2 tRNA genes, 1 rRNA gene and 1 other annotated feature (1 of these 4 only partly in view) are annotated in these 1,458 nt (G+C 47.8%); all 3 genes read left to right on the top strand.

What is annotated here, in order from left to right:
• The first annotated feature begins 2 nt into the window (after positions 1–2).
• Positions 3–684: a sequence feature (possible 16S ribosomal RNA but 16S or 23S rRNA prediction is too short), on the top strand.
• 197 nt (positions 685–881) lie between these two features.
• Positions 882–955 (top strand) — tRNA-Ile (locus tag HZA77_16295).
• A 31-nt stretch (positions 956–986) separates the two neighbouring features.
• Positions 987–1,059 (top strand) — tRNA-Ala (locus HZA77_16290).
• A gap of 67 nt (positions 1,060–1,126) precedes the next feature.
• Positions 1,127–1,458, top strand: a 23S ribosomal RNA gene (locus HZA77_16285); it runs 2,688 nt beyond the window's last position.

Genomic DNA, 1,458 nt, shown 5'->3' with positions numbered 1-1,458 from the left:
CAGCCTGGGAAGTTCGGCCTGTAGGTTGTATCTCAATTGAATTGACGGGGGCCCGCACAAGCGGTGGAGCATGTGGTTTAATTCGACGCAACGCGAAGAACCTTACCTGGGTTTGACATCTCCCGAATTCCATAGAAATATGGAAGTGTCTCGTAAGAGAAATGGGAAGACAGGTGCTGCATGGCTGTCGTCAGCTCGTGTCGTGAGATGTTGGGTTAAGTCCCGCAACGAGCGCAACCCTTGCCCTTAGTTGCCAAACTCGATTCGTCGAGAGGAACTCTAGGGGGACTGCCGGCGGAAAGTCGGAGGAAGGTGGGGATGACGTCAAGTCCTCATGGCCTTTATATCCAGGGCTACACACGTGCTACAATGGCAGGTACAAAAGGTTGCAAACCCGCGAGGGGGAGCTAATCCCAAAAACCTGCCTCAGTTCGGATTGGAGTCTGCAACTCGACTCCATGAAGGTGGAATCGCTAGTAATCGTGGATCAGCACGCCACGGTGAATACTGTTCCCGGGCCTTGTACACACCGCCCGTCACACCACGAAAGTTAACTGTACCAGAAGTCGTTGGGCTAACTTTGAGCAATCAGAGAGGTAGGCGCCGAAGGTATGGTTAATGATTGGGGTGAAGTCGTAACAAGGTAGCCGTAGGGGAACCTGCGGCTGGATCACCTCCTTTCTAGGGAGTAAAATTCCTGAGGTTGAATATACTCCAGGCTAAAAGTCTTACAATTATGATAATTCTAATATTAATTAGTTGAGTGCGAGGCTTCGGCTGGATAGCAATTGACTAAAGACCCTGAAAAGAGCTGTAATATACGAAGTATGATAAAGAACAAAAGTTCTTTTTTGTGATGAAGTATGTCTGGCACTTAATTAGGGCCTATAGCTCAGTTGGTTAGAGCGCACGCCTGATAAGCGTGAGGTCGGTGGTTCAACTCCACCTAGGCCCAAACGCATGAAGTAAAAAAAATCAGGTAAAACGGGGGTGTAGCTCAGCTGGGAGAGCACCTGCCTTGCACGCAGGGGGTCAGCGGTTCGAACCCGCTCACCTCCATGTTTCAACAGATAAATTTTCTATCTAATGATAGAAAACGTTCATTGTTCTTTGATAATTTGTAAATTAGATTTGGTGGCTAAGCTACTAAGAGCATATGGTGGATGCCTTGGTGCTGGAAGGCGATGAAGGACGTGGTAGACTGCGATAAGCTTCGGGGAGTCGTCAAGCAGGCTTTGATCCGGAGATTTCCGAATGGAGTAATCCGCTTCGAATTAAATATCGAAGCATTTCTAACTGAATTCATAGGTTAGAGAGGCGAACTGGGAGAACTGAAACATCTCAGTAAACTAAGGAAAAGAAAGAAATTTCGATTTCTTGAGTAGCGGCGAGCGAAAGAGAAACAGCCAAAACTGAATGCATGTGAAAGCCCGTGTGCGTTGTGCATTTGGAGTTGCG

It is taken from the genome of Candidatus Schekmanbacteria bacterium (genome assembly GCA_016219965.1).
Classification (GTDB): Bacteria; Schekmanbacteria; GWA2-38-11; order GWA2-38-11; family J061; genus JACRJM01.
Note: the sequence above shows the minus strand (reverse complement) of the source record. Positions and strands in the feature narration are given on the sequence as shown.